Raw genomic sequence first — 20374 nt, 5'->3', positions numbered from 1 at the left:
CCACAGGACGAATGGCTAACCGCCCAAAATCCCCTCCACCGCTGCGATCGCGGCCGCAGTAATCGTCTCCCGATCACCCGCCCCCTCGACGTTTACCAGGATTCCGCGCTGCGAGTAGGCGGTCAGAACAGGGTGCGTTTCGTCCCGGTAGAGCTCAAGCCGCCGCTGGATCACCGATTCCGTGTCATCGGCGCGGCCTTGCTCCTGGGCCCGTCGAAGCATTCGCGCCACTAATTCCTCGTCCGGGGCGGCCAAGGCGAGCACCACTTCCAAGCCCCGGCCCTGCGCAGCGAGTATTTCGTCCAAGGCGCCGATCTGGAGAACATTCCGCGGGTAGCCGTCCAGGAGGAAACCGGCGTCAACGTCCCCGTCGTCAAGCCGTTGGCGCAGCATGGCCGTGGTGACATGGTCGGGCACGAACTCACCCTGGTCCATGTACCCGCTGGCCTCGGCCCCCAGCCCTGTCTTGTTCCGAACGTGCTCGCGGAACAGGTCCCCGGTTGAAATTGCCGGGATCCCGAAGTGCCGCGCGATGTGTTCGGCTTGGGTGCCTTTGCCGGAACCTGGAGGGCCCATGATGATCAGTCGCGCCATGTCACTGGTCCGTTTCGAGAGGCGGCCGGGACTTAAACAATACGCCGACGACGACGGGAGGCACCCGCCGTCGTCGGCTTCTTTTTGCTTTTGGTTCAGTGGCTAGTTGGCGCCCAGCAGCGCATCGATCTGCTCGATTGCCTCGCGCATTCCTTCTTCCATGCCCATCTCGGCCATCTTCTGCATCTGCTCCTCGGAGTCGAAGCGGGAGGTGATGGTCATGCGCGTGCGGTTGTCCAGGGGCTCGAGCTTCACCGTGGCGTGCGTGATGCCGAGGTCATCTACCGGCTCGCCGTGCTCGTCGGCGAAGCCGTCGTCGAATTCCAGGTGGTCCGGGGCGTTGATGGCCGTGAACTTCCACCAACCGTGGGCTTTGGTTCCGTCCGGCCCGGTCATGTAGTAGGCGGCCTTGCCCCCGGCGGTGAACTCGTGGGTTTCAAACGTGGCCGGCCAGGTAGGCGGCCCCCACCAGCGTTCCAGCTGCCGCGGGTCTTCCCAGATCCTCCACACACGCTTCACATCGGCGTCGAACTCGGCCACGATGGTGAAGCTCAGGGCCTCAGCATCCTTGTTTACGCTGACAACAGTCATGGCAGATCCCTTTCATTATCTTCAGCGAGTATGTCCGCGATCCGGCTGGCCCGCTGCCGCCAGATCATTTCGAATTGGTCCAACAGGTGCCGGGCTTTTTGCAGTCCATCATGGTTTCCCCGCACAATCTGCTCCCTCCCACGTTTCTCCTTGGTCACCAGGGAGGCCCGTTCCAGGACCGCAACATGCTTCTGGACGGCCGCGAAACTCATGGCGTACAGCGCAGCCAACCCTGAGACCGAGTACTCCCCTGCCGTCACCCGGGCCACGATGTCCCTGCGGGTGGCGTCGGCCAGGGCCTGGAACAGGCGATCGAGTTCGACGTCTCCGGAGGGATTTCTACTGAGCTGATCTACAACCATTTGGTTGTACGATACGCCGGCATTCGGGGTGGGTCAAGGGGTTCACCTGATCACCGCCCGGCCACCCCTTGCGACTGTGCCGCAGCACGGGTAAGTTGTTGAAACGTCTCAAAGAAAGCGTTTTCCCAGACTCTTAGGTGGATTTACCATGACTCAGCACGCCCCGATCACGTGGATCGATGGCGAACCGCCCGCCGCACTCAGCGGCGGCACGACGTGGGGCGTGCCGTTCCAACGCGGCACAGTGCAGGACGCAGGTGTCCTCAGGGTCCACGACTCCAGCGGCAGCACCATCAGCGCCCAAACATGGCCTCTCGCCACCTGGCCCGACGGATCCCTCAAGTGGGCCGGCATTGCCATCGGAGCCACGGATCAACCCGCCGGCGCCTATCAGGTGAGCTTCCCAACTGAAACGCACGACGCCGGTCTGGCAGCTGCCGTCGAGCGTCCGGATACGGAAGGCCCAAGTTCCGTTCACGCGAATTCCGAACGCCGAGTCGCGGAGGGCTCCGGCTCCGAAGGCTCCGGCTCCGAAGGCTCCGCTAATGGCACGGTGACCGTCACCGAAGAGGGAGGCTCCGTCACGGTCTCCACTGGCACCCTGGACATGGTCATCACCAGCAATAGCGACACCCTGTTCACCGAACTCCGCCGCGATGGCAACGTAGTGGCCAAGGACGGCCGCCTTGTGAGCCTGCTGCAGTCCGGGCCGGCGGAGGGAACAGGCACCACCACCCGCACGGGCTTCACCGGCCACACCACACAGGTCACCGTGGAACAGCGCGGCCCGGTCCGCGCCGTGGTCCGGGTCGAGGGCCGGCACTGCGCCGATGACGGCGGCAAAGAATGGCTCCCCTTCACCGTTCGTTTCTACTTCTACGCAGGCGCCCGCAGCGTCAGGATGATGCACTCGTTCATCTGGGACGGCGACGCCGAACAGGATTTCCTGGCGGGGCTGGGCGTCGAGTTCACTGTGCCGCTCGAGAGCGAACTGCATGACCGGCACATCAGGATTGCTGGGGCCGACGGCGGCTTCCTGGTGGAGGCTGTCCGGGGATTGACTGGCCTGCGCCGGGATCCGGGCGAGGAAGTACGCGCGGCACAGATCGCCGGCCGGCCCACTCCCCCGTTGAGTGAATGGAGTCCGCTGGTTTCGAAACGACTCCACCTCATCCCGAGTTGGACCGACTACACCCTCACGCAGCTGACCGCAGACGGTTTTGATCTGCGTAAACGGACGGCCCCAGGCCACGGCTGGGTCGGGGTTTCCGGCGGCACCCGGGCGGCCGGCTTCTGCTCCCTGAGCGATGTCCGCGGCGGCTTCGGCGTTGGCATCCGCGACTTCTGGCAATCGCATCCGGGACAGTTGGATATCCGCGGGGCAGCCACCGCGGAAGCAAAGATGACCGCATGGCTCTACTCCCCCGAAGCCCAGCCGATGGACCTTCGCTTCTATCACGACGGCCTGGGCCAGGACACGTTCGAGGACCAGCTTGAAGGCCTTGAAATCACATATGAGGACTATGAGCCAGGCTTCGGCAACGCCACGGGCATCGCCCGGACGCACGAGCTGACGCTCTTCGCCTACGACGCAACGCCCAGCACGGAGTCACTCGCCGCGGACGCCAAGGCGGCATCCGTTCCGCCAATGCTGCAGCCCTCGCCCGGATACCTGCACGCAGCAGGCGTGTTCGGCGATTGGGCTCCCGTGGACCGCAGCACCCCCGCCCGGGCAGAGCTGGAAGACAAGTTGGACTTCCTGTTCGACTTCTACCAGGGCCAGACCGAGCAGCGCCGCTGGTACGGGTTCTGGAACTACGGCGACGTCATGCACACCTATGACACCGACAGGCACGTGTGGCGCTACGACGTTGGCGGTTACGCCTGGGACAACTCCGAGCTCTCCCCCGATCTTTGGCTCTGGTACATGTACCTCCGGACGGGCCGCGGGGACGTTTTCCGCTACGCCGAGGCCATGACCCGCCACACCGGTGAGGTGGACGTCTACCACCTCGGGCCCTGGCGCGGCCTGGGGTCACGGCACAACGTCCAGCACTGGGGCTGCAGCGCCAAGCAGTTGCGCATCAGCACCCCCGCCTACCGGCGCTTCCACTACTACCTGACCGCGGATGAGCGCACGGGCGATCTCCTCACCGAACTCGTGGACAGCGACCAGAATTTCCTCGGACTGGATCCCGTCCGGAAAGTCAGGCCCGACGCCGATACCTACCGCCCGGACCGTGGCGCCTTGGGCGTGGGACTCGGCACGGACTGGGGCTCGCTTGCCGCCACCTGGCTCACCGATTGGGAACGGACCGGCAACCCGCGCTCCCGCGATCGGCTGCTGGGAACCATGGCCGACATCGGCGCCCTGAAGTACGGCTTCCTGACCGGTGAAGCGCTCTACGACCTGGATGCGGGAAGGTTCGACGCCGGCAGGGAAGCCATCAGCGTCTCGCACCTGAGTGCCGTGTTCGGTTTGGTGGAAATCTGCAGCGAACTGATCAGCCTGGTGCCAGACAAGGATTTCGAGGAGGCCTGGATGCAGTACTGCCGGCTGTTCCTTGCCACCCCGGAGGAGCAGATCGCGGAGGTGGGCCAGCCCTTGGCCGGTATCTACCTCACCCAGGCTCACAGTCGGCTGACGGCCTATGCGGCGGCCCGGTTGGGGTCTCCGGAACTGGCGGAGTTGGCATGGGAGAGCTTTGCCGAGGGCGGGGAGAACCTCAACCATGCCGAGGCCTTCACGCTGAAGAAGATCCTGCCGCCTTACGTACTCCAGCCCGTGGATGAGGCACCTACAGTTTCCACGAACGACACCGCCCAGTTCGGCTTGGCCGTCATCCAGAACCTGGCCCTGGTCGGTGACCACCTCCCGGCGGGTGACCATCAGCCTGGGGCGGCCGATGCACCGCAGGAGGTCCCGGCGTCGTAATCTCCGTACCTCCAGCGGCGGGACACCACCAGCCGGCGGCGGCCCATCCACCCCAGGAGGTCCCGGCGTCGTAATTTCTGTACCCCCCCGGCGGCGGGTCAGCACCAGCCGACGGCGGCCCATGCGCCGCAGGAGATCCCGGCGTCGTAATTTCTGTTGCTTCCCCACCTTCTTTGGCGCCGCCGCGGCCGCAAAGTAACCCGAAGGGGTTGTTTTTTGGTCCCGGTGGACCCAAAGAGGGTCAGGAAGACACGGCCCTAGGAAGTTGAGCGCGGGTGCATGATGCGCATCTGATCCCAGGTCCGCTCCGAAGCGGCGATGTTCTGGTTGGAGCGTTCGCGGTCCAGGGAGGCAAGCTCGACGGCGATCGCCTGGACCGCGGTCACCGCACCTGTCAGGGACGGGAAGAAGCCGGCGCCCTCGGTGGGCACCACAATCCTGTGATCGGCGTGCACTGCGACCGGTGAGCCCGCGCTGTCGGTGATCGATGCGATGGGCGTGCCGAGATTGTGGGCGATTTCCACGGCGCGCATGGTGCTGTCGTAAACCCTCCACAGGCTGATGGCGATCACCAGGTCTTCTGCACCGAGTCGTGCAATGGCATTGGTGAGGGCTGCGACGTCGGCATCCAGGAGCCTGACGTTGTAGCCGGCAATGATCGCGTTGTGCTCCAGCGCCTTGCCGGGGATGGCGTAACTTCCCGCGGCCACAATGAAGGTTTGCCGCGCACCGGCGATCGCCTTCGCAATGTTGTGCAGTGTTCCGGCGTCCAAAGTGCGCTCAAAATGAGCCAGGTTTGCCCTGTCCGTGGACACTGCCGCCTGTGCAGGACTGCTCAGGTGGCCGTTGTGTTCCGCCGCGACTTCCACGGCGCTGAGGGATGCCAGGAAACGGGACCTGAGTTCGTACTGGAAGTCCGCCCACCCCTTGAAGCCCAGTGTTTGCGCGGTTCTTGTGACCGTTGAGGCATTGGAGGCAGCCACTGCGGCGATGTCACTGACGGAGCCGTAGGAGGCCAGCCGGGGCTGCGAGCGGAGGATGCCGATGACCTGCATCTGGCGTGCCGCGAGCTTGCGTCCCTGGACACGGCTGTCCAGCCACTCGGTCAACGTTGACGAGTCGAAATCTTCTTCCACCTATTGACCTACCTCACACTTTGGCCGTAACTTCGATACATCGCTTCTGCACAGATCCGTGCATATTCCTAAAAATGTACAACTTGGCCCACTTTGGCAGGAATCCCCAATGTCTCTCACAGCACGCCTTGATCGTCTGGCTCTCAGTCGACCACACTACAAGCTTCTCCTCATTGGAGGCCTCGGCTACTCCTTCGACGGAATGGACGGCGCCGTTGTGGCCTTCCTCCTCCCACGCATCCAGGAACTTTGGGGTCTCAGCACCGCCAGCCTGGGCCTGGTAGGGTCGGCCGCCCCGTTCGGCTTCTTCTTCGGCGCAATCCTGGCCGGCTGGCTCGGTGACCGCTTCGGCCGGAAAAAGGTCATGTTGTGGGCGCTGGCTTTTTACTGCCTCATGTCCGTGGTGGCAGCCATGGCCCCGAATTTCGAGATCTTCCTGATTGCACGGATCTTTGCGGGACTGGGTGCAGGCGCCGAGAGTGTCATCATCGCGCCGTTCCTCTCCGAATTCATTCCCCCAAAGCGCCGCGGATGGTTCATTGGAACCCTGGCCGGCTTCTTCTCCTTCGGCTTTGTGGCCGCCGCACTGATCGGCCGGTTCGTTGTTCCCCTGGGCGAAGACGGCTGGCGCTGGGCCCAGGTCCTCACCGCAATCCCCATCCTCCTTCTCCTATGGTGGCGCCGCAGCCTGCCTGAATCCCCCCGCTACCTCATCAGCCGCGGCCGCGTGGCCGAAGCAACCGAAGTCGTAGACCGCTTTGAGCAAAGCGTCATCAAAGCCACCGGAAAGCCGCTGGAGCCCTTGCCCGCCGCGGAAGAAGAGATCGTCAAGCACGAACAGAAGATCAACATCTGGAACGCCCTGAAGTTCATGTGGTCCAAGGCCATGCGACGCCGGACAGCAGTGATCTGGCTGATCTGGTTCGTGATCACGTTCTCCTACTACGGCTTCTTCTCCTGGATCCCCACCCTGCTGGTGGGCCGCGGAATCACCATCACCAAGAGCTTCGAGTTCTCCATCCTCATCTACTTGGCACAAATCCCCGGCTATTTCTCAGCGGCCTGGCTGTGCGACCGGATCGACCGGAAGAACACCATCGCCCTGTACCTGGCAGGATCGGCCATCAGCGCCTTCTGGCTGAGCCAGTCCAACGATTCCGGCATGATCCTGGTCGCCGCGGCAACCTTGTCCTTCTTCCTCAACGGCACCTACGCCGGCGTCTACGCCTACACCCCCGAGCTCTTCCCCACGTGGATGCGCGCCACCGGCGTCGGCCTGGCCAGCGCAGTGGGCCGCATCGGCAGCATCCTTGCGCCCTCCATCATCGGCATCTTCGCCGCATCCCTTGGCTTCGGCGGAGTGTTCACCATGACCACCGTGGTGCTGACCATCGGCGTCCTGGGCGTAGTGATCTTCGGCGCCTCCACGGCAGGGAAGTCCCTGGAGGACATCAACGCCCGCACCGAACACGATCCCGCAGCGGCAGGAAGCAAGTGAACGCCATGACCTCCGTTTTCGAGCAGACCTTCCACGCCATGGAACAGGACCCCGGAGTTGTCCTCTTCACAGTCCTGCAGTGGATTCCGCAACGCTCCAGCCTCAAGCGGCTCTACACCAGCCACCCGGCCGAGTACCCGGTGGGAGGTGAGAAAACAGTGGAGATCTCCCCCGGCTGGCTGGGAACGGTCATCGAAGACAAGAAGCCTTTCCTCGCCCCGGACCTGGAAGCGCTCCGGAACGTCTTCTCCGACTCCGGACTCATCCAGCAACTCGGCTGCGGCGCCGTGATCAACGTGCCGGTCCTCGACCAGCAGGAGAACGTAGTGGGCGTCCTCGCGCTCCTCGACGCCGAAGGCAAATACACCCAACACAGTGTGGAAACCGCCGTCGACGTGGTTAACTCCAACCTTGCCCAACTCGTCCAGGCTTTTGAAGCCCATCCCACGGAAATCCCAGAAGTCCCCGAAGCCCCCGCGAAGGACACCATCTAAATGAGCACCGCCCCAGAAAGCACTCCCCTGATCATCCGCAACGCAAGCGTCCTGGACGTTGCGGCCGGCAGCTACTCAACTGCCGACGTCGTCAGCGTTGACGGGAAGATCAGCAGCGTCGAACCGAACGCCGAGGCACCTGCCGGTGCGCGGGTCATCGATGGCACCGGCAAGTTCGTGATCCCAGGCCTGATCGATGCCCACGTCCATGTGGTCGCCTCCAGCGCCGACTTCCGGTCGCTGACCTATACGCCGCCGTCCTACGTTTACGCCCAGACCGCCAAAATCATGGGGGCGATGCTGCGTCGCGGTTTCACCACGGTCCGCGACTTGTCCGGCGCCGACTTCGGGCTGGCGATGGCGCAGGAGGAGGGATTGCTGGAGGGGCCGAAGATCCACTTCTGCGGCCACGCCCTGAGCCAGACCGGCGGCCACGGCGACATGCGCCTGCCCGGTGAAGACCACGATCCCAACGGCCGGGGCTGCTGCGGCATTGGCCGGGTGGCCGACGGCGTTGACGCTGTTCGCGCCGCCGCCCGGGACGAGATCCGCAAGGGTGCCCACCACATCAAGATCATGGCGTCCGGCGGCGTCTCCTCCCCCACGGACCGCATCGATTCCACCCAGTACTCCATGGAAGAGATGCGGGCCGCGGTGGAAGAAGCCCAGGCCGCCAACCGGTACGTCGCCGCGCACGCCTACACCGCCAAAGCCATCAACCGCGCGTTGGAAGCCGGCGTCCGCTCGATCGAACACGGCAACCTCCTGGATGAACAAAGCCTCAACCTGTTCCTGGAAATGGACGCCTTCCTGGTTCCCACCCTGGTCACGTATTGGGCGCTGAAGGAAGAGGGCAAAGAGTTCGGGCTCACCGAGGAAATGTGGGCCAAAGTGGATTCCGTCCTCACCAGCGGCCTTGAAGCGATTGAGCGCGCGCACGAAGCCGGCGTCAAAATGGCGTTCGGCTCGGACCTCCTGGGTGGCATGCACCGCCACCAGAACGAGCAATTCAGGCTGCTGGGGAAGGTGCAGCCGGCGATCGACGCCATCCGTTCGGCAACCACGACGGCGGCAGAGCTGCTGGAGCGCGAAGGGGAAATCGGTGTGATTGCACCGGGAGCCGATGCTGACATGCTGGTCCTGGACGCCGATCCGGTGGCGGACATCGCCGTGCTGGCCGACATCTCCGAGCACTTGGAATACCTGGTCCAGAATGGCCGGATCATCAACTGATTCGCTCTTGCCGGGCCTGTATTAACCCTCCACCATGGTCAATAATGTAAGGGTACTGATCATTATTGAGCCGAGGAGGGCAGCATGGCCACGGAAGTTGCCAAGTACTGGTCATCGCTGCGATCAGTGCGGCCTACAGGCAGCGGACGCGCTTCAACGCATCCTGGACCTGGGCGGCAAACTCCATGTTGTTGAGAGGCAGGCTGAGTCGGAATTGAAAAAGTTCAGGGAGTACATCGAGAACCAGGAGCCGGAGTCGGAGTCCGGTGCGGCTCCGGCCGGCGCGGCTCCGGCCGGCGCGACTCCGGCGGCCGAGGCCGCCCGGGAGCGGGCCGCTTCGGAGCCCGGTGCGGCGCCCGGCGCCGCTCCAGCGGTCGAGGCCTCCCGGGAGGCGCCGGAGGTCGACCCGATCACCCACCCCTTTGACCAGACGAACGGTTTGGCCGACGTGGACGGGGACTCGGACGGAACCGCGGAAAGCGACACCCGCAGCGCCGCGGAGCGCAATGATGACGACCACGGCCCGGGGCTCGGCTTCATCCCGCCCCAGAGCGGCGGGCTCCCCGGCCAACGCTGACCTTCAAGAGCAACGCGGGGTCACTTGTGGTCCCCTCCGGGCGCCGTAACGGGCCTTAAGTGACCCCGCGTTGCTCTTCATCCGGGCTTACTTGGCAGTGCCGGTATAGACGACGGCGGGAATCGCCGGAGCCTGCATACCCTCACCGATGAAGAAGCTCGGGTGTGGCGGCTGGTTGTACGCCACGTTCTCGCGGGCAACAGCCGTCCGGTACACGGTGTCGTGCATCAGAGTCCGCAAGCGCACCTCGGTGGGAGCCGTGGTGGTGTAGATCCGCAGCTCGGTGCTGTCCGTTGATGGCCACGCGATCTCTTCACGCCAGTCACCCAGGATGTCGGCCTGGATGGACGGGTTGCCCTTGGTGGTGTTGTTGCTGCGGGCGCCGTCGGCGGTCAGGAGCCGATCACTGGTTTCCGTTTCCCAGTTCCATTTGGAGATAGTAGGCACGCCCCGCGACACACTGGCGTCGTAATCGTGGTCCACGATTTCGCGGAGCAGGTCACCGTCCCACCACGCCAGGAAGTTGGCGGCCGGGATCTTCTCGGCAATCAGCTCGCCCTTTGCAGACATCAGCTGGCCAACAGGGGAATCCCATGCCGCAGAACCGCCAATGGCCCACCCTTCAGCCCCTGCGTACCGGGGATCGATGTCCCCTGCTGCGCCACGACCGGTGTCCTTGATGGCCGGGATGCTCCACAGCACCTCGCCGGTGGCGGCGTCGCGGAATGTTGCACCGCGATTGCCGCTCTGGCCCATGCTTTCGTGGACGGCAAAGGTTTCCAGTCCGGGCCGCGACGGATCCAGGTCACTGGTGTGGATGGCATCGCCGTGGCCGAGCTTGGTGTTGTAGAGCGGCTGGCCGTTGTCATCAATGGTCATTGAACCGAAGACGAACTCGTCCTTGCCGTCCTGGTCGACGTCGGCCACGGAGAGGTTGTGGTTTCCCTGCCCTTTATATTCGTCACCGGCCTGGTTCGAATCGAAGGTCCAGCGCTTCACCAGCTTGCCGTTGACGAGGTCGTAGGTGACCAGCACTGTACGGGTGTAGTAGCCGCGGCTGAACATCATGGACGGATGCTCGCCATCCAGGTAGGCCACGCCAGCCAGGAAGCGGTCCACCCGGTTGCCGTAGTTGTCGCCCCAACCGGTGACCGCTCCGCGCTCGGGCTCGTAGGCCACGGTGTCCATGATGGTGCCGCTCTCACCCTTGAAGACGGTGAGGAATTCGGGACCGGACAGGACGTATCCAGCGGTGTTGCGGAAGTCGGCGTCGGGGTTTCCAATCACCGTACCCGCCGCGTCCTTGGTGCCGTCGGCGGTCTTGAGCGAAACCTCGGCCTTGCCGTCGCCGTCGAAGTCGTAAGCCAGGACCTGGGTGTAGTGCGCGCCGGCGCGGATGTTCCGCCCAAGATCGATGCGCCACAGCTTGGTGCCGTCCAGCTTGTAGGCATCTACGTAGACGTTGCCCGTATAGCCGGATTGGGAGTTGTCCTTGGCATTGGACGGCGACCACGTCTGGATGACCTCGTACTTGCCGTCGCCGTCGAGGTCCGCCACGGTGGCATCGTTGGCCGAGTAGGTATAGGGCTTGCCGTCGGGCGTGACACCATCTGCCGGCTTGTCCAGCTTGATGGCCAGGTAATTTTGCGCCAGCGGCTTCACAGGTTCGGTGAGCTTGTCCTGGCCTTGGCCATTACCCACCGTCTTGATGACGTAGCTGGAGTTTGCGGTGCCGGCGGCGTCCAGGAACATGGTCGCGTTCCGGACGGGTTCGGGAGTGATGTTGACGCCGTCGCGCAGGACCTGGAAGCCCACGCTGTCTTTGTCCAGGCCGAGCATGCGCCAACTGACTGTGACGCCTTGGTCAGTCAGGACGGCCACCGGTGCGCGGTCGAGGTTTTCCACTTGGCGCTTGAGCGTTGCCGGGTCCTTCGCGGCAGGCACGACGCCGGGAAGGTTGGCTTGCGCTGCCTGCGCGGGTTGGGTGGGGGCTGCTTGCGCGAGCGGGACGCCCGTCAGTGCAATGGCGGCGGCAGCGAGGGAAGCCGAGGCCGCAAGCGGGACTGCTTTCCATGCACGACCACTAGGAGTGCCGTAGGAACATTTCGAGGGGTAGGCCAAAGAACATCTCCTTTGATGCGAGGCGGCAGTGGGTCTGCGCGCTCATTGTTGGAACGTTTCACAACTTCGGCCCGATCCACTTATTCGGGATAAGGGGGTGGGGGGCGTAGCTCAGAAAACGCTTTCCGCACACAAGGTTTACCAGCGGTTCCACGGCACCGTCAAGGGTTTGACAAGAAATGACTGTGAGATTTCGGTGTTTATTGTTCACAAGTGTGATCGGGTTTTGTCCCCGGGGCAGGGGCTCTTATGACGAGGCTCCTCCAGCCGCAACCCCCAATCAGATCCCCTGGGTTGAGCTCCAACGCCCAATCACATCCCCTAGGTTCGAACCCCAACGCCCAATCACATCCCCTAGGTTCAAACCCCACCCCCAATCACATCCCCTAGGTTCAAACCCCACCCCCAATCACATCCCCCAGGTTCAAACCCCAACCCCCAATCACATCCCCCAGGCTCAAACCCAACCCCCAATCACATCCCCTGGGGTGAACTCCAACCCCCAATCACATCCCCTGGGGTGAACTCCAACCCCCAATCACATCCCCTGGGTTGAGCTCCAACGCCCAATCACATCCCCCAGGCTCCAACCCCACCCCCAATCACATCCCCCAGGCTCCAACCCAACCCCCAATCACATCCCCCAGGCTCCAACCCAACCCCCAATCACATCCCCCAGGTTCCAACCCAACCCCCAATCACATCCCCCAGGTTCCAACCCAACCCCCAATCACATCCCCCAGGTTCCAACCCCAACCCCCAATCACATCCCCTGGGGTGAACTCCAACCCCCAATCACATCCCCCAGATTCAAACCCCAACCCCGGGGATGTGGAAGAGCGTTTGGCTCAGGCGCGGGGGATGTGGAAGAACCTTAGGCCCAGGCCCGGGGGACGTGAGAGATGGACACCCCCAAAACCCGGGGGACGTGGAAGAGCGTTCGGCCCAAACATGGGGGACGTGAGAGAGCGCTTGAACGCGGAAGCACTGGGCGTACCCGGAACCGTCAGCACGGGTTACACAGCGTAACCAGCAACGTGTAATCGGTCACACTTGGCTGGATTCGCTTGTCAACCATGGTGGGCAGCATGAACCATGAATGAGGGAATTCGTTCCCATACAAGCTGAATCAGCAATCCTCACCGACGAGGATGCGGCCCCGGGCGAAGAGGCTTGGGGCTGTTAACGGCCTGAGTGAAAGTACTGACAATGACGACACATACTGACTCCATCACGCTGAAGATCTGGGACAAGTCGGCCATCGACCACACCATCGACGCCGCCATCCAGTCCCTCTCACACCGTGCAGCTGCAGAAAACTGCGGAATCGAAGTGACCCTCAGCGGACCGAAGACCTTCACTGTGAGCCTCGCGCGCTAAGCAGCTCACACGCAACGCAAGAGGACGACGCCGGAACTTACCGGCGTCGTCCTCTTGCGTTAAAGGCTGCTGCCTTGAGGCAATGGCCACCGCCTTCCCCGGGATGTGAGGCAAGTTGGTGGGTCGATAGCCGCAGAGCGGCCGGAAATTGGGCATTAGTACCCCTTTGGAGCCGTTCGTGACGGCATTCCTCAAGTCCTGAGCAAAACTTGATATTTCCTTGACGCTTTCCCTGTGCGGATCTTGCGTTGGCGTTGGAACTCTAAGTGAGTCAACGCTTCAACGCACGAACGGAGGGATCACAATGCTCGCGGAAATCACGGAAGTCAGGGAACTCGCTGAACAAACGTCCGGCACAGACTCACTGGCAACGGCCACCGCACCCCGCGGCTCCCGCCGTGCAGCCGGAGGCGTAGTCACCGTTCTGGTTCCTGCCCACAACGAATCCGCCGGCATCACCGAGACCCTCACCTCGTTGAACAACCAGACCCGCCGCCCGGACCGCATCATCGTGGTGGCGGACAACTGCACCGACGACACCGAGACTCTCGCGCTTGCCCAGGGCGTCGAGGTCATGCGGACTGTTGGCAACAAGGACAAGAAGGCCGGAGCCCTGAACTTCGCCCTCAGTGAGCTGCTTCCCTACGCCGACCCCGAGGACTTGTTCCTGGTGCAGGATGCGGACTCACAACTGGCCCTCAATTTCATCGAGAATGCCACCAAGAACCTGTTGACCGACGAACTCCTCGGCGCAGTGGGCGGAGTATTCAGCGGCGGTCCCGGTGGTGGTTTCGTGGGTCACCTGCAGCGCAACGAATACGCCCGCTACGCCCGCGATGTGAAGCGCCTTCACGGAAAGTGCCTGGTAGTTACCGGAACGGCAGCACTGTTCCGGGTCAAGACACTCCGTGACGTGGTTTCAGCCCGACTGGAGGGCACGCTTCCTCCCGGCAATGGCAAGGGCGGCGTTTACGATACCTCGGTGCTGACTGAGGACAACGAGCTCTCCTTCGCACTCTTGACCCTCGGCTACCGGATCGCGTCACCCTCGAATTGCACGCTGGTCACGGAGGTCATGCCCACCTGGCGTGAACTCTGGGCACAGCGGCTTCGCTGGAAGCGCGGTGCTGTTGAGAACTGCGTCCAGTACGGGTGGACAAAAATCACCAGGCCCTACTGGGGACGACAGTTCCTGTCCATGATCGGCGTCGTGGTGACGCTGGCCTACTTCGGCTCCATCATCTTCGCTTTGACCACCGGAATGGGCCTGAACCTGCACCCCTTCTGGATAGCTGTTACTGCAATCTTCGTCCTGGAGCGCATAGTAACCCTGCGCTTCCGGGGTTGGAGGTACATGTTGCTGGCCGCAACCATGTACGAAACCGTCATCGATATCTTCCTCCAGGCTGTTCACGCCAAGGCGTACCTGGATGCAGCACTCAACAGAAAGAAAGTTTGGTAAACGACTCATGTACAACAACCCAGCAGCCCCCCTCGCAGGAGCCACCGCAGCCGGTATGGGCTCAGGAGCCCTCGCAATGACCGGAGCAGGAGACCTCTTCTGGTTCGCACTGGCTGCCTTCGCCATGCTGGCACTCGGCCTCGCCGTCAAGAGGATCGTCCCCGTCAAGGCGCAGAAGAACTAACCAGGCCTGGCAGTCCCGCAGTTGTGTCGCAAACCCCCCAGCGCGACACAACTGCGGGTTTGTCATTTAAGCGGCAAGCCCATGTGTCAGGTGACAGGGACAGAAATGGCCGAGAACTTGGCCACCGTGGTGTAACCGGCCTTGGTGCCGGTAACCCTGACCCTCATGGTGTCCGCTTGGTCAGCGCCCACCAGGGTGTAGGTCTTTGCCGTGGCTCCGGTAATCGCAACACCGGAGCGGTACCACTGATACGCCAGGGTGGTTCCGGACGTCCACGTCCCGGGGTTGGCCGTCAATGTGGAGCCGACGCTCAACGTTCCAGTGATAGTGGGTGTAGGTGCCACCAAGGTACCCGGGACCACTGCGGCCGTTTGGGCTGATTCCTTGGTGGTTGTTGCGTACCCGGTTTTGGTTCCCGTCACCCTTACCGTCAGGGTGGTGCCTTGGTCCGCTGCTGCGAGCACCCTTGTTGCAGCGGTGGCGCCGGCGATCGCAACACCGTTCCGGTACCACTGGTACGTCAAGGCGGTTCCGGTGGTCCAGGTTCCGGGGTTTGCGGTCAGGGTTGAACCTACAGCTGCTGTTCCAGTCACTGTTGGAACGGGAGCGGTCAGCGGAATCCCCGGGACGAACGAGAAATCACGGATGGTCACGGTTTCGGGAGCTACATGCGCCGGATCTCCGCCGCCGCCACCGGTAACCCAGAGGTTGAAGTGGATCTGTTCATTGGCCGGAAGCGGAACAGTGGAGCCCTGCAGGACGGTCCTCTTCAGCAGCGGCCCGCCGTAACCCTCCCCCGCGAAGGTCTCAAAAGTCAGTTTTCCTGGTTCCCAGACCATCCTGTGGGTAAGGATCGGGGCGTTCGTGACATCGAAATTGATGGTGTTATTGCCCTGGCCCGGAGGCTTGGTGGCGTCGAACCAATACCCGTGGCCCTGCGTGACCGGCCAGTCTTCGCCATAGGCAGCCCCACCGCCCCACGCCGACGCTTCACACAGATCGATCTCCGTGTAGCCCGGTTCCGCTGCGGGATCATAGGTGAAGAGGCAGCCCCACACTACTTCCTTCTGCAACGCACTGACATCCTTCTCCACTGTGGTGCTGTACGTGCCGTAGCCGAAGCCTTCACGGGTGGACTGGAATTCTGCGCCCTTCGGAGCAGAACCAGTGGGGTTGCTGATGGAAAGTTTCACATACCCGTTGGCGTCAGGATTGCTGACGTTGTTGGCGTCCCAGCTGGCGTTGTACATGGGCCCGCCGCCCCAAAAACGCTTTTGCCAGTTGAAGCCCTTCCACGCGAAACTGCCCACAGGTCCAGGATCCTCGGCCATGGGCGTGGTATCCGCGGCGTGTGAGGGGTTGATGCCCGTGAACAGTGATAAACCAACCGCCATGACGGCGGCCATTCCCATTATTTTTCTTCCCCCGGTTGGAAGGAGACTCATTGACGATGCCATAGCTGTGTCCTCCAGTTGATGCGCCCAGAAACGTCTCCGGCAATTGCCGGAGACCGCAGTCACGTTCCACCCCCGAGGAACGTGCAACTCCTCGATTATCGAGTAGCCGGGACGCTGCTGGAAGCGAAATAGGCATTGAATATGACTGTTTCAACATCAATTGGATAACGGTCGATAGTTGCGCAGTACTCTGGACAGATCCGTCCCCGCCAGGAAAACCCGCTGATCAGCACGTCATCCAGGAAAAACATGACCATCCGAAGTGCCGGCATTCTCCTCCACCGAACCTCGAACAGCGGCGAATTGCAGCTATGGATCGCCCACATGGGCGGCCCTTTCTGGGCGCGCAAAGACCAACATGCCTGGTCCATCCCCAAGGGTGAATTTCTTGACGATGAAGACCCATTGGTTGCAGCCAAACGCGAATTTGCCGAAGAGATAGGTTCTGCTGCGCCTGCTGCCAGCTACGAATTGTTGGGGGTTTTCCGGCAGCCCTCAGGGAAGCTCATCACTGCTTACGCAGCCGAAGCGACTGACTTCCAGCCGGAGCAGATCATCAGCAACACCTTTCCCATGGAGTGGCCCAAGGGTTCAGGTGTCATCAAGGACTTCCCGGAAATCGACGATGCCCGTTGGTTTGAAGAGGCCGAGGCCCGGACCAAACTCGTCAAGGGGCAACTCCCCATTGTGGACGCACTGGTCCGGCACCTTGGCGGGGAATCCCTATAGAGCCGACCACCCGCCGTCGGACGCCAAGATGGCACCGTTGACGTTGGTGCCGTCGTCACTGAGCAGGAAAGTGATGGACGCGGCCAGTTGCGCAGCCGACGCTGGAGTGGGAACCGTGGCTTGCATCAGCGGGCCAAGGCGTTCCGCAGCCAGCTGCGAGCCCCAGTTGGCAACGATGTTGGTGATGGTGGGACCGGGAGCTACTGCGTTAAACCGCAGACCTTTGGGTCCGTACATCACGGCCGAGTTCTTGGTGAGGCCCACTACCGCATGCTTGGATGCGGTGTAGGCAGCACCGGCTGCTGAACCACGCAGGCCTGCCTCGGACGCAACGTTCACCACTGATCCGGTCCCGGCGTCGAGCATGAGCGGCACCACGGCGCGGGTCAGTCGCATGAGCGAGGTGACGTTGATGCGGAAGACCCGTTCCCAAAGCTCGTCATCCACCTCATGGATGGGCGCAAAGTTGTCCATGATGCCGGCAACGTTGGCCAAGGCATCCACCCGTCCACCGGCGGCCGCCACGACTGCGGCTACGGTCTCCTCCGTGGAGATGTCTCCGGCGACGGGCACCAGTTCAAGTCCTGCGTTTTCCTCCACGAGGGCATCCAGCCGGTCCTTGCTGATATCCGCCGCTATCACCCTGCCGCCTTCCTTGGCGATGCGCAAAGCGGTGGCCTGGCCGATTCCCGAGGCCGCGCCCGTGACGATGATGGTCTTGCCGGCAAAACGGCCGGGGGTAGTGGCCTCCTGCCATGAAGCGTCGTTGCCCATGATGTCCTTCCAGTATTTTCCGGGTAGTGAAGCCAGCTTATGACACTCTGTGTCATTATGTAAGAGTGAATACTGGAGGGATGACTTCGGAAGATGCCAAGACCCTGCGTGCCAGTGGTCGCCCCGTCACCATCGACCCCGACGCCGTAGCCGGGCTCGCTTTGGAGCTGTTCGCCGAACACGGGTACCAGAACACGTCCATGGAAGACATCGCCCGGGCAGCCGGGATCGGGCGCAAGAGCCTCTACCGCTACTTCGCCAGCAAGGCGGACCTGGTGTGGGGTGGCACCGAGCCTGTAGTCGAAGCGTCAACCCTCGCCTTCGGTTCTTTCCACAGGCAGGAAAAGTCCGACGGCGATGTGCTGACCGGGTTGCGCGAAGCAGCTGTTGCCGGGGTCGCCGTCATCCCCGACCTATCCGTGACCCGGGGACGGCTCCGGCTGATTGCCGAGCACGCGGAGCTGACCAGCCGCAGCTACGAGTCCCTGGCACCACAGCGGGAGAGGGCCCTGGCATTCCTGGTCGAGGACGGCCTGTCCGATTCCGCGGCCCGCTTCCTGAGTGCCGCCTACTTGGCCGCGACCTTCGAGGCATGGATGCAGTGGGCCGCCGGCTCCGATCCTGACCCGGCCCCGTACCTGATGGCGGCGCTCGAGGTGTTGAGGGTTCCCCCGCGCTAGCTGCTCTTCCTGGCGACGAATTGCCGGATCCACTCCACCGTCTCAGGATGGTCCAGATGCAGGCCATGACCAGCTCCTGGTACGCGCACCAGTACCGAGCCGCGAATGTGCTCGCGGAGCAGGAGTGCATTCGGCAATGGTGCCAAGGCATCCTCGGTGCCATGCAGGATCAGCGTCGGCGCTTGGACCGATCCGAGGTCACGCCAGGCATCGTGTTCCCGGCTGGCTTTGAAATGACGCGCTTTGGCCCAGGCCGAGGCTGGCGAGTTGAAGAAGGTATGCGTCGCCTCGGGATTGGCGCCTACCCATCCAGCATCGAAGAAGAGTGGCTCAAGCCGTGACATGTCGCCGCTGACCAGGGCTTCCAAAGCTGCCTTATCCGGTTGCGTTCCGGCATCCGGCCATTTCCCGCCACTCGTTGCGGCGAGGATCAGGGTACGGACCTTCCGGGGGTAATCCACGGCCAGCCACTGGGCAACCCGCCCACCCATGGAATGGCCGTACACGTGTGCTGAATCGGCTCCGGCGGCATCAAGGACTGCGGCAGCGTCCTCGGCGAAGAGCCGCGTGGTGTAGCGGTCCGCTTCGCCCTTCCCACTCCGCCCAATCCCCCGGTGATCAAAGCGGATGACGCGGTAATGGCGGGACAGAAGCTCCGCCGTCGGGCCCCAACCGTCCATGGATGTCGCCTGCCCGGCGATGAGCAGCATTGGTTCGCCGTCGCCTTCGGAAGTCCAGGCGAGTTCAGCGCCGTCGGGGGCTTGCGCAAAGTTCACCGTGCCACAGTATCCGGGAGGCCTTCAAAGCGCTGCGGCGTGGGACACAAGGACCTTACTCCGCTGTGAAGATGTCCTCGATGGCACAGTCGAACGTCCGGGCAATGAGGAAGGCCAGAGGCAGCGAGGGGTCGAATTTCTCTTTCTCAATGGAGATGACAGTCTGCCGGGAAACCCCGAGTGCCGCCGCCAGGTCAGCCTGTGTCCAGCGGCGTTCAGCTCGACGCCCGGCGAGGTTGTTCTTCACTTCAGCGCGCGGTGGCGAATGGCCACGTATCGCAGCCCGGCGTCAACCGCGCTCAGCCCAACAAGACCGAGCAACACCGGGAGTGCTTCGATCTGAAACCGACCAACCGTCAGCACCAGGGCAACAACGATGGTGGCGACCAGGACATCCAGGAACGCACCGGCACCGGCTTGTCTCATCCACTGGAGTTCCACGCTCTGCTCACCATGGGGGTCGCGGGTGACGGTGTGGCGGGAAATGAAGACCTTGGCACCGAGGGACATCGCCGGGTAGGCGGCACAAAGGGCTCCGATCGCTGCAGCAGGCCAGAAGTCAGCCGGGTTTGATGCTCCGACCAAAAGCGCGACGGCCAAGGTCATTATGGCCGCGAGGGTGGCAGCCAGGACGTAATGATGAAATGGCGCACGCTTCGATGTAAAGGAAACTTTACTCATGCCTGAAGTAAAGCACCCTTTACACAGGGGGACAATCCTTGGTGCATACTTCCCACGCTGGAGCTAGCGTTGAGGGATGACCACCGAGTACAGGTACGACGTCGAGGTGCTGCACCTTTTGGTGTCGCCGGCCCACGCCTACTTTGGCCGCGCCAGGGAAGGCGCCGCCGATGTTCCCACCATCGATGCCGGGCAGGCAGAGCTGGTGGCCGGCAAAGGAATTGTTGGCGACAGGTTCTTTGGGAAAGCCGCGCACATGGATGCCGCCGTGACCCTCTTTGCCGTGGAGGCACTGGAAGCGATCGCCGCCGAACTTGGGGCCGGGCCTTTCGATCCCCTGCTGACACGGAGGAACGTGGTTCTCCGCGGAGTTGAGCTTGCTCCTTTGCTCGGTCACGAGTTCACGATCGAATCCGGCGGACATGCCGTGCAACTCAAGGTCGGGCGGCCTGCACACCCCTGCGCCTGGATGGATGAAATGCTTGCCCCGGGAGCCCACAAGTCTATGCGTGGGCGTGGCGGCGTCCGTTGCCAGGTCATTGCAGGTGGGCTGCTGCGCCGGGGACCGGCGGTACTGGTCAGCCCCGTTGCCCTGGATCCGGGCAAAGCCGGGGATGCCAACGTGCTGCGGCCGTCGCGATTGCCGTGATCACTGTCCGCAAATCATAAGGGACCTGTCTTTCAAGGCTGCTCGCGCATAAGGTGAATGC

At 62.8% G+C, this 20374-nt stretch carries 21 protein-coding genes; 11 read left to right on the top strand and 10 right to left on the bottom strand.

Going from position 1 to position 20374, the window contains the following annotated elements; all coding sequences use genetic code 11:
- Nucleotides 1-15: 15 nt before the first annotated feature.
- The 3 genes from AC6JA3_RS04120 to AC6JA3_RS04110 form a co-directional block, all read right to left on the bottom strand.
- Nucleotides 16-594, bottom strand: a complete 579-nt coding sequence (locus tag AC6JA3_RS04120; RefSeq protein WP_347782640.1) for an adenylate kinase — start codon at nt 592-594, stop codon at nt 16-18.
- Between the two features lie 102 nt (nt 595-696).
- Nucleotides 697-1185 carry an SRPBCC family protein gene (locus AC6JA3_RS04115; protein ID WP_026546932.1) on the bottom strand — a complete coding sequence of 163 codons (489 nt, stop codon included), beginning with the start codon at nt 1183-1185 and terminating at the stop codon, nt 697-699.
- Nucleotides 1182-1547, bottom strand: a complete 366-nt coding sequence (locus tag AC6JA3_RS04110; RefSeq protein ID WP_347782639.1) for an ArsR/SmtB family transcription factor — start codon at nt 1545-1547, stop codon at nt 1182-1184. Before AC6JA3_RS04110 ends, AC6JA3_RS04115 begins: the two co-directional genes overlap by 4 nt.
- Nucleotides 1548-1695: 148 nt before the next feature.
- Here AC6JA3_RS04110 and AC6JA3_RS04105 point away from each other — a divergent pair, with 148 nt between their 5' ends.
- Complete coding sequence (locus tag AC6JA3_RS04105; protein ID WP_497919907.1) at nt 1696-4482, top strand: exo-rhamnogalacturonan lyase family protein; 2787 nt, start codon at nt 1696-1698, stop codon at nt 4480-4482.
- 257 nt (nt 4483-4739) lie between these two features.
- Here AC6JA3_RS04105 and AC6JA3_RS04100 read toward each other — a convergent pair whose 3' ends face one another.
- Complete coding sequence (locus AC6JA3_RS04100; RefSeq protein WP_091552067.1) at nt 4740-5618, bottom strand: MurR/RpiR family transcriptional regulator; 879 nt, start codon at nt 5616-5618, stop codon at nt 4740-4742.
- A 109-nt stretch (nt 5619-5727) separates the two neighbouring features.
- Here AC6JA3_RS04100 and AC6JA3_RS04095 point away from each other — a divergent pair, with 109 nt between their 5' ends.
- Genes AC6JA3_RS04095 through AC6JA3_RS04080 form a run of 4 tightly spaced genes read left to right on the top strand, consistent with a single transcriptional unit; the run spans nt 5728 to nt 9420 of the window.
- Nucleotides 5728-7116, top strand: a complete 1389-nt coding sequence (locus AC6JA3_RS04095) for an MFS transporter (protein WP_091552069.1) — start codon at nt 5728-5730, stop codon at nt 7114-7116.
- Nucleotides 7117-7121: 5 nt separating this feature from the next.
- Nucleotides 7122-7610, top strand: coding sequence for a GAF domain-containing protein (locus tag AC6JA3_RS04090; RefSeq protein WP_051421620.1), 489 nt, complete (start codon nt 7122-7124; stop codon nt 7608-7610).
- The gene (locus tag AC6JA3_RS04085; RefSeq protein WP_347782637.1) at nt 7611-8843 is read left to right on the top strand and encodes a metal-dependent hydrolase family protein; all 1233 of its coding nucleotides are present in this window, start codon (nt 7611-7613) and stop codon (nt 8841-8843) included.
- Between the two features lie 34 nt (nt 8844-8877).
- A complete protein-coding gene (locus AC6JA3_RS04080) occupies nt 8878-9420 on the top strand; it encodes a hypothetical protein (RefSeq protein WP_347782636.1) in 543 nt (180 codons plus the stop codon).
- An 87-nt stretch (nt 9421-9507) separates the two neighbouring features.
- Here AC6JA3_RS04080 and AC6JA3_RS04075 read toward each other — a convergent pair whose 3' ends face one another.
- Nucleotides 9508-11541 carry a rhamnogalacturonan lyase gene (locus AC6JA3_RS04075; RefSeq protein WP_347782635.1) on the bottom strand — a complete coding sequence of 678 codons (2034 nt, stop codon included), beginning with the start codon at nt 11539-11541 and terminating at the stop codon, nt 9508-9510.
- A gap of 1209 nt (nt 11542-12750) precedes the next feature.
- Between AC6JA3_RS04075 and AC6JA3_RS04070 the strand changes: the two genes are divergently transcribed.
- The 3 genes from AC6JA3_RS04070 (at nt 12751) to AC6JA3_RS04060 (ending at nt 14567) form a co-directional block, all read left to right on the top strand.
- Entirely contained in the window at nt 12751-12921 is a 171-nt protein-coding gene (locus AC6JA3_RS04070; RefSeq protein WP_202900181.1) for a hypothetical protein, read from the top strand.
- A gap of 304 nt (nt 12922-13225) precedes the next feature.
- Nucleotides 13226-14383 (top strand): glycosyltransferase family 2 protein, encoded by a 1158-nt coding sequence (locus tag AC6JA3_RS04065; RefSeq protein WP_026541968.1) that lies wholly within the window; start codon nt 13226-13228, stop codon nt 14381-14383.
- Nucleotides 14352-14567, top strand: a complete 216-nt coding sequence (locus tag AC6JA3_RS04060; RefSeq protein WP_497919906.1) for a hypothetical protein — start codon at nt 14352-14354, stop codon at nt 14565-14567. Before AC6JA3_RS04065 ends, AC6JA3_RS04060 begins: the two co-directional genes overlap by 32 nt.
- A gap of 86 nt (nt 14568-14653) precedes the next feature.
- Here AC6JA3_RS04060 and AC6JA3_RS04055 read toward each other — a convergent pair whose 3' ends face one another.
- On the bottom strand, nt 14654-15973 hold the full coding sequence (locus AC6JA3_RS04055; RefSeq protein WP_238324935.1) for a hypothetical protein: 1320 nt from the start codon (nt 15971-15973) through the stop codon (nt 14654-14656).
- Nucleotides 15974-16273: 300 nt separating this feature from the next.
- On the opposite strand from AC6JA3_RS04055, the gene AC6JA3_RS04050 reads away from it, so the two are divergent.
- Nucleotides 16274-16753, top strand: coding sequence for an NUDIX hydrolase (locus AC6JA3_RS04050; RefSeq protein ID WP_026541970.1), 480 nt, complete (start codon nt 16274-16276; stop codon nt 16751-16753).
- On the opposite strand, the gene AC6JA3_RS04045 is transcribed toward AC6JA3_RS04050, so the two are convergent.
- Entirely contained in the window at nt 16748-17527 is a 780-nt protein-coding gene (locus AC6JA3_RS04045) for an SDR family NAD(P)-dependent oxidoreductase (RefSeq protein WP_026541971.1), read from the bottom strand. The genes AC6JA3_RS04050 and AC6JA3_RS04045 overlap by 6 nt on opposite strands.
- Before the next feature lie 80 nt (nt 17528-17607).
- Here AC6JA3_RS04045 and AC6JA3_RS04040 point away from each other — a divergent pair, with 80 nt between their 5' ends.
- Entirely contained in the window at nt 17608-18207 is a 600-nt protein-coding gene (locus tag AC6JA3_RS04040) for a TetR family transcriptional regulator (RefSeq protein WP_026541972.1), read from the top strand.
- Here the strand turns inward: AC6JA3_RS04040 and AC6JA3_RS04035 are convergent.
- From AC6JA3_RS04035 to AC6JA3_RS04025, 3 genes are read right to left on the bottom strand one after another with little or no spacing between them, the layout of a single operon-like run.
- The gene (locus tag AC6JA3_RS04035; protein ID WP_026541973.1) at nt 18204-18983 is read right to left on the bottom strand and encodes an alpha/beta fold hydrolase; all 780 of its coding nucleotides are present in this window, start codon (nt 18981-18983) and stop codon (nt 18204-18206) included. The two genes, AC6JA3_RS04040 and AC6JA3_RS04035, sit on opposite strands and share 4 nt — an antisense overlap.
- Nucleotides 18984-19038: 55 nt before the next feature.
- Entirely contained in the window at nt 19039-19230 is a 192-nt protein-coding gene (locus tag AC6JA3_RS04030) for a helix-turn-helix transcriptional regulator (RefSeq protein ID WP_026541974.1), read from the bottom strand.
- On the bottom strand, nt 19227-19664 hold the full coding sequence (locus AC6JA3_RS04025) for a hypothetical protein (RefSeq protein ID WP_026541975.1): 438 nt from the start codon (nt 19662-19664) through the stop codon (nt 19227-19229). Before AC6JA3_RS04025 ends, AC6JA3_RS04030 begins: the two co-directional genes overlap by 4 nt.
- Nucleotides 19665-19740: 76 nt before the next feature.
- On the opposite strand from AC6JA3_RS04025, the gene AC6JA3_RS04020 reads away from it, so the two are divergent.
- Nucleotides 19741-20313 carry an MOSC domain-containing protein gene (locus tag AC6JA3_RS04020; RefSeq protein ID WP_026541976.1) on the top strand — a complete coding sequence of 191 codons (573 nt, stop codon included), beginning with the start codon at nt 19741-19743 and terminating at the stop codon, nt 20311-20313.
- Nucleotides 20314-20374 lie beyond the last annotated feature (61 nt).

The sequence above is a fragment of the Arthrobacter sp. TmtSoilC79 genome (genome assembly GCF_059739405.1).
The sequence above is the reverse complement of the archived record's forward strand: the minus strand, read 5'-3'. Positions and strand labels throughout refer to the sequence as shown.